Origin of the sequence: uncultured Mycobacterium sp. (assembly GCF_964249325.1) — a bacterium.
Classification (GTDB): Bacteria; Actinomycetota; Actinomycetes; order Mycobacteriales; family Mycobacteriaceae; genus Mycobacterium.
Genome location: NZ_CAXUCH010000143.1, coordinates 4311 through 11064, shown reverse-complemented (window position 1 = coordinate 11064; position 6754 = coordinate 4311). Strand labels below are relative to the sequence as shown.

Sequence of the window (6754 nt, the reverse complement as noted above, 5' to 3'; positions counted from 1 at the left end):
AAGATATCTCGTGAGGCAACAACCCTGCGCGGGTTACATTCTTCCGTGAGGCAATACGCTTCTCTCTGTGACGCCGTTGTGGGCTGACAAAAGCGTCACGTCCTGGTCCCGCTGCGCCCGCTGTCTCTGGTGCGGCGGGGCGCTGGCGCTGCGCTATGGGCTGCGCCGACGGCAGCGATGGCGCGACGTGGTCACGGTTGGTTTGACCGCCGGTGGGCTAATTCTGGCCGGTGCGGCGCTCTCCCGGCATCCCTGGCGGTCGGTCGGCGGCTACGCCGGACATTCGCCGTGGGTGCAGCTGCTCGCACTGGTCTCGCTGGCGGTGGTCACAGCGTCGGTGACGATGCGGGCCGCGCAGCGGCCCGAGGAGGAGTCGCGCAATCAACTCCAGCGTCGGTGACGATGCGGGCCGCGGAATCGCACGAACTATAACTGCAGATCTTCGGCGACATCGCGTTTTAGGCTGGAGATCGAAGCAGGCGGTTGTCAACGTCCACGGTCCCGGGAGTTGCGGACATGGGATGGTTTACGGCACCGGAATATTGGCTGGGCAGACTGATACTCGAGCGCGGTGTAGCGGCTGTCTATCTGATCGCGTTCATCGCCGCGGCGAGGCAATTCCGTGCGCTTCTCGGAGAGCGCGGAATGCTGCCGATACCGCGTTATCTCGCTCGGCAGACTTTTTGGCAGGCGCCGAGCCTGTTCCATTTCCACTATTCGGACCGGTTTTTCGCCACTATCTCGTGGTTCGGCGCGGTGCTGTCGGCTGCGATTGTCGCCGGCGGCGCCGACCTGGTGCCGTTGTGGGCGGCGATGCCGATGTGGCTGGTGCTGTGGGTGCTGTACCTGTCGATCGTCAACGTCGGGCAGACCTGGTACTCGTTCGGCTGGGAGTCGTTGCTGCTGGAGACGGGCTTCCTGGCGATCTTCCTGGGCAACGACCGCGTCGGACCGCCGGTGCTGGCGATGTGGCTGGCGCGCTTGCTGCTGTTCCGGCTCGAATTCGGCGCCGGGCTGATCAAGCTGCGAGGCGACCCGTGCTGGCGCAACCTCACGTGCCTGTACTACCACCACGAGACTCAGCCAATGCCGGGGCCGTTGAGCTGGTTCTTCCATCACCTGCCCAAGCCGCTGCATCGGGTCGAGGTGGCGGTCAACCACTTCGCCCAACTTGTGGTGCCGTTCGGGTTGTTCGCCCCGCAGCCGGTCGCCAGTGTGGCGGGTGGGATCGTCGTCATCACCCAGCTGTGGCTGGTGATTTCAGGCAACTTCGCGTGGCTGAATTGGCTGACGATCTTGCTGGGCTGCAGCGTGATCGACGACCCGTCGTGGGCGACGGTGCTGCCGCTGCCCACGCACCCCGTATCACCCGGCCCGCCGTTGTGGTTCGCCGCACTGGTGGTCGCGTTCACGGCGTTCTCGCTGTTCTTGAGCTACTGGCCGATGCGCAACATGATTTCGCGCCATCAGCGCATGAACATGTCGTTTAACCCCTTCCACCTCATCAACACCTACGGCGCCTTCGGCAGCATCGGGCGGATACGCCGGGAGTTGGTGATCGAGGGCACCGATGAGCCGGAGGTCACCGAGCAGACCGGGTGGCAGGAATACGAATTCAAAGGCAAGCCCGGCGATGTTCGTCGGCTGCCGCCGCAATGGGCTCCCTACCATCTGCGCCTGGACTGGCTCATGTGGTTCGCTGCGATCTCACCGCTTTACGCCGAACGGTGGTTGGGGCCGTTGCTGGTTCGGCTGCTCGAAAACGACCCGGCGACGCTGCGCCTGTTGCGGCGCAATCCGTTCCGCGATTCGCCGCCACGGTATCTGCGGGTCCAGTTCTACGAGTACCGCTACACCACGTGGCGCGAGCTGTTGCGTGACCGGGCGTGGTGGCACCGCACGCTGATTGGTGAATACGTCGGGCCGGTCACGCTGGGCAGGGCGAAAACATCACCGGCGTCCGGCGACTGAAGCCGCGAATAGCCTTACCGCAGCTATTCCGCCGCGGTCGGTGCATCGGTGCGGCGCTCGGCCTTAGTGGTGTGGTGGTCGAATGCTCAATCTACGCCGATCGTCACTTCGGTCGATTTAATGAAGACTATGGCAGGCTGGCCCACTTCGAGGCCGAGGTCCTGCACGGCATCCTTGGTGACTGAAGACGTGACGACTTGATCGCCGCCGTCGAGCCGAACCTTCACGATGGCCATCACGTTGCCGAGGTCGACTTCGGTAATGGTGCCTTTCAGCTGGTTTCGCGTCGACAGTCGCATCCGCACTCCTCCGTATCATCGGCAGTATGCGACGAGCATAAGCCCGCGGATTGGTCGTCGCCGCCGGTTCTATGCTGAGCAGATCGCCGACCGTATCGGCCTTATGTCATTGGTTAGACATCTATTTGACGCCGGGCATTCGCTTAAGGGCCCGCAGCCCGGCGGTCATGACGCGCGCGTAGCGATCGGCGTTGATCCACGCCGGCGCGCCGACCGGCAGTACACGTTCAATCGCAATCGTTTGGGCTTCAGTGTATTTCAGGATTCCGTGCTCGCCGTGCCGACGCCCGATACCAGATGCCTTCATGCCGCCCATCGGTGCATCCATCGAACCCCAGGCCGCCGCATATGCCTCGTTGACATTGACGGTGCCCGCCTGCAACCTGGTAGCGACCCGCCGCCCGCGCTTGGGATCGGAGGTCCAGACACTGAAGTTGAGGCCGTAGTCGCTGTCGTTGGCCTTCTGGATCGCCTCTTCCTCGCTGTCAACACGGTAGAGAGAGACCACGGGGCCGAACGTCTCGTCGGCAAACGCCGCCATGCCTTCACGCACCCCGGTCAGAATTGTCGGCTCGTAGAAGTAGGGGCCAATGTCGGGGCGCGGCCGACCACCGGCCAGCACGGTGGCGCCTTTGCTCACCGCGTCGTCGACGTGCTCCGCCACCGCCTTGAGTTGCTTCTCGGAGATCAACGACCCCATGTCGCCCGAATAATCCAGGCCTGCGGAAAGTTTCAGCGACTTCGCCGCCGCAGCGAACTTCGACGTGAAGTCATCCCACAGCGTCCCCGGCACGTAGATGCGTTCGATCGAAATACACAACTGCCCAGCGTTGGAAAACGCGGCCCGCACCGCGCCGGACACCGCCTTGCCGATGTCGGCGTCGTCAAGGATCAGCAACGCGTTCTTTCCGCCCAACTCCATCGAGCAATCGATCAGCCGCTCCCCCGCCTGCGCGGCCACAGTACGGCCCACAGCGGTAGAACCGGTGAACATCAGATAGTCGGACTGCTCGATGATCGGTGTCCCAAGCTCTGACCCCGAGCCGGTGACAACCTGCACCAAACCCGCTGGCATGCCGGCTTCCTCAAGCAGCTGCACCGCCCACAACGCCGAATACGGTGTCTGTTGATCAGGTTTGGTCAGTACAGCATTGCCGGCAACAATCGCCGGAATCGCGTCACTGATGCCCAGCGTCAACGGATAGTTCCACGGCGAGATGATTCCCACCAGGCCCTTGGGATGATGGTGCTCCCACACCTCGGTGAGTGCCAACTGCACACCCTGCCGGCGCTTGGGGGTCAGATAGTCGGCGGCGGTGTTCGCGTAGTAGCGGGACGTCAGGCAGACGTCGAGGACCTCCTCGAACGCATGCCGGCGCGCTTTGCCGTTCTCGAGCTGGATGAGGTCGAGGACTTCATCCTGGCGCTTGAGCACCAGATCGTGGAAGCGCAGCATCACCTCCGCTCGCTCGCGGATCGGCCGCGCGGCCCACGGCGGCTGCACGGCACGGGCGCGCTGGGCAGCGGTCGCCACGTCATCGGGTGTGCAACGCCGAACATCCCCGAGCCGATGGCCCGTCATCGCGTTGCTGACCTCAAGGCGGGAATCCGCGTCAGCGGCCACCACCCGATCAGCCAATTCCTTGAGTAAAACGGTGTCTACGGTCTCGGGCGAACGCCCGGCGATCGTGGTCATGGCGTCACTCGCAATGGGTACCGGCCGGATACCTCGGCGTAGACCATGGCGTTACTCCTTTTGCTCGCTAACTACAAGCCTGCTTCTGTTTTTTGGGGGTACCCGTTTCAGTGTGCGCCGCTCATTTGTTGAGAGTGAGTGGTTCGATCAGCAGCCTCGGGTCAGCCGCTACAACGTCGCGTCTAACTGGCCGAGCCGGTCGGTCAGCCGCAGGTTCTCGGAGTAGTCGACCGGGCAGGAAATCACCGACACGCCGTCGTCGTCGAGTGCCCGCTTGAGCGTCGGCAGCAGTTCGTCGGCGCTGCTGATGCGATAGCCCTTGGCACCGAAGCTTTCGGCATAGGTCACCGCGTCGGGATTGCCGAACTTGACGTAGTAGTGGTCGCCGAGTTCGAGGTCCATTTTCCATTCAATGAGACCGTAGCCGCCGTCTTCCCAAATCAGCACCACCAGCGGTATGTGCTCTCGGACCGCGGTCTCGATTTCCTGCGAGTTCATCAAAAACGCTCCGTCGCCCACGGCGGCCAACACCTTGCAGTCCGGGCGGGCGAGCTTGACGCCGAGTGCTCCGGGCAGCGCAAAAGACATGGTGGACAGACCATTTGAGATCAGGCAGGTGTTGCGTTCATACGTGGGATATAGCCGCGCCATCCACATTTTGGTGGCCCCGGTGTCGACCAGCACGACGTCGCTGCGGCCCAGCGCGGCACGAGTATCGGCGACCACCCGCTGCGGCGCCAGCGGGAACCGCGAGTCTTCTTGTCCGCGAGCGAATTCCTCGGCCAGCATCTCGCATACCGGGGCGGCGGCCACACTGGAGTAGCGCTGCCCGGCTAACGCGTCGGTGAGTGCGGTTAACGACGCGCTGATGTCTCCGATGATCCCCACGGCAACCGGATAGTGGACGTCGACTTCGGCCGGGAAGCGGTGGATGTGGATGATCTTCTTGTCGCCGCTCGGGTTGATCTGGACGGGATCGAACTCCTGCAGTTCGTAGCCGACGGCGATGACCACGTCGGCGTTGTCGAACCCGAAATTGACGTAGTCGTGCCGCATAAACCCGATCGTGCCGATGCTGTTGGGGTGGTCGTCGGGCATGACGCCCTTGCCGTGGAAGGTGTTCGCGACCGGGACGCCCAGCTCGTCGGAGAACCGCACCAAGGCGGCGCTGGCGTCGTTGCGGGCCGCACCGTGCCCGGCCACCACGACCGGGCGCTTCGCCGTGCGCAAGATCTCGGCCGCCCGCTGCACTTGACCGGCCGCCGGAGCCTCGGCGCGCACGACGTTGCGCGGCAACGGCGTCAGGTCGTAGTCGGCGTCATCGGCATCGATGTGCTCGGGCACGGCCAGGTAAACCGCGGCCGGGCGTTCGGTCTCGGCCACCTTGAACGCCTTGCGGAACATTTCCGGGATCGCCCGCGCCGTGGGGACGCCGTCGGCCCAGCGGGTAATCGGGGCGAACATCGAGACCAGGTCGACGTACTGGTGCGATTCCTTGTACTCACGGTCGTGGCCGACCTGAGCCGAGATCGCGACCACCGGGGTGCTGTTGGTGGTGGCGTCGGCGACGCCGAGCTGCATGTTGATCGCACCGGGTCCCAACGTGCTCGACACGACGCCCGCGCGGCCGGTGACACGGCCATACATCTCGGCCATGAACGCCGCCCCCTGCTCGTGGCGGGTGAGCACATAGCGGATGTCCGACGCCGCCAGCGCCTGCACGAAGCGGATGTTCTCCTCCCCCGGTATCCCGAAGACCACGGACACACCCTCGTTTTCGAGGCATTTCACCATTAGCTGGGCGGCTGTACTCACCTTGGCCACGATAGTGGCAGGCTGGAGGGCGGTTCTGTCGATCAAGCAGCCGCAGGATGTCAGCATGTCATTTCTTCGAAGGAGGCGGCAGTCGGATCGGGGCGTCAGCGGCGGCCCGATCAGTGACCCGGTTGTCACCAACGCCGCCGAGCTGAAACACCGGCGGTATGCGATCAGCGTCGCCGGCGTCGAGGTTGGCCTCACGGCTTACGTCGACACCGACAGGCAGCGCATCTTCTACCACACCCGGGTCAGCGACGAATTCCGCAGCGGTGCGCTGGCCGACACATTGATCATGACCGCACTCGATGACACCCGCACAACAGGTAAGCGGATCGTGGCGCTCTGTCCCCGCGTCGCGGCCTATGTCGACAGGGAGGAGAGTTACGACGATCTGCTGGATCCGGTGACCCCGCGAGCCCATGCCGCCGTCCGTGCGGAATTGGCCGGCGATGCCTTACCCGCAGTCGGACACGAGTAAGGCAATGAACGGCCCCCTAGTCGCCGCTATCGACATCAGGCACCGGCGCTGGGCTCGACGGTGGCAGGGTGGAAGTCGAATGCCGTTTTGCACGTTTAGCATCCCAGGAGGTCAGTGTGCCCATCGCCACGATTAACCCGGCCACCGGAGAGACAGTCAAGACTTTCAGCCCGGCGACCAACGAGGAAATCGACGCGGCCATCGCGCGGGCACATGCCCGCTTCCGCGACTACCGCCGCACCAGCTTCGCCCAGCGTGCCGAGTGGACACGCGCAACCGCAGACCTGCTGGAGGCCGAGGCCGAAGAGACCGCGGCCATGATGACCCTTGAGATGGGCAAGACCCTGGCGGCATCCAAGGCCGAAGTACTGAAGTGCGCCAAGGGATTTCGATACTACGCGGAGAACGCCGAGCAGCTGCTGGCCGACGAGCCGGCCGACGCCGCCGCGGTGGGCGCGGCCAAAGCGTACACCCGGTATCAGCCGCTGGGGG

6 protein-coding genes and 1 pseudogene (1 of these 7 running past the window's edge) are annotated in these 6754 nt (G+C 64.2%); 4 read left to right on the top strand and 3 right to left on the bottom strand.

Features of this window, described 5'->3' with window-relative positions:
* Nucleotides 1–67 precede the first annotated feature (67 nt).
* Nucleotides 68–400: a hypothetical protein gene (locus ACFE99_RS16810; RefSeq protein WP_375487236.1), complete on the top strand. Its 333-nt coding sequence runs from the start codon at nt 68–70 to the stop codon at nt 398–400.
* 116 nt (nt 401–516) lie between these two features.
* Nucleotides 517–1971: a lipase maturation factor family protein gene (locus tag ACFE99_RS16805; RefSeq protein WP_375487234.1), complete on the top strand. Its 1455-nt coding sequence runs from the start codon at nt 517–519 to the stop codon at nt 1969–1971.
* 86 nt (nt 1972–2057) lie between these two features.
* On the opposite strand, the gene ACFE99_RS16800 is transcribed toward ACFE99_RS16805, so the two are convergent.
* The 3 genes from ACFE99_RS16800 to ACFE99_RS16790 all read right to left on the bottom strand — a co-directional run bounded on the left by ACFE99_RS16800 (nt 2058) and on the right by ACFE99_RS16790 (nt 5781).
* On the bottom strand, nt 2058–2270 hold the full coding sequence (locus tag ACFE99_RS16800; protein ID WP_375487232.1) for a molybdopterin-binding protein: 213 nt from the start codon (nt 2268–2270) through the stop codon (nt 2058–2060).
* Nucleotides 2271–2391: 121 nt separating this feature from the next.
* Nucleotides 2392–3966: a succinic semialdehyde dehydrogenase gene (locus ACFE99_RS16795; protein WP_375487230.1), complete on the bottom strand. Its 1575-nt coding sequence runs from the start codon at nt 3964–3966 to the stop codon at nt 2392–2394.
* Between the two features lie 168 nt (nt 3967–4134).
* A complete protein-coding gene (locus ACFE99_RS16790; protein ID WP_375487228.1) occupies nt 4135–5781 on the bottom strand; it encodes an acetolactate synthase large subunit in 1647 nt (548 codons plus the stop codon).
* 64 nt (nt 5782–5845) lie between these two features.
* On the opposite strand from ACFE99_RS16790, the gene ACFE99_RS16785 reads away from it, so the two are divergent.
* On the top strand, nt 5846–6262 hold the full coding sequence (locus tag ACFE99_RS16785; protein ID WP_375487226.1) for a GNAT family N-acetyltransferase: 417 nt from the start codon (nt 5846–5848) through the stop codon (nt 6260–6262).
* Between the two features lie 116 nt (nt 6263–6378).
* Nucleotides 6379–6754: pseudogene (locus tag ACFE99_RS16780) on the top strand (NADP-dependent succinic semialdehyde dehydrogenase); it runs 992 nt beyond the window's last position.

What these genes read in the sequence shown, in the direction of transcription:
- ACFE99_RS16800 (WP_375487232.1), bottom strand. Translation starts at nt 2,270, where the DNA reads ATGCGACTGTCGACGCGAAACCAGCTGAAAGGCACCATTACCGAAGTC.
- ACFE99_RS16785 (WP_375487226.1), top strand. Translation starts at nt 5,846, where the DNA reads ATGTCATTTCTTCGAAGGAGGCGGCAGTCGGATCGGGGCGTCAGCGGC.
- ACFE99_RS16795 (WP_375487230.1), bottom strand. Translation starts at nt 3,966, where the DNA reads ATGACCACGATCGCCGGGCGTTCGCCCGAGACCGTAGACACCGTTTTA.
- ACFE99_RS16805 (WP_375487234.1), top strand. Translation starts at nt 517, where the DNA reads ATGGGATGGTTTACGGCACCGGAATATTGGCTGGGCAGACTGATACTC.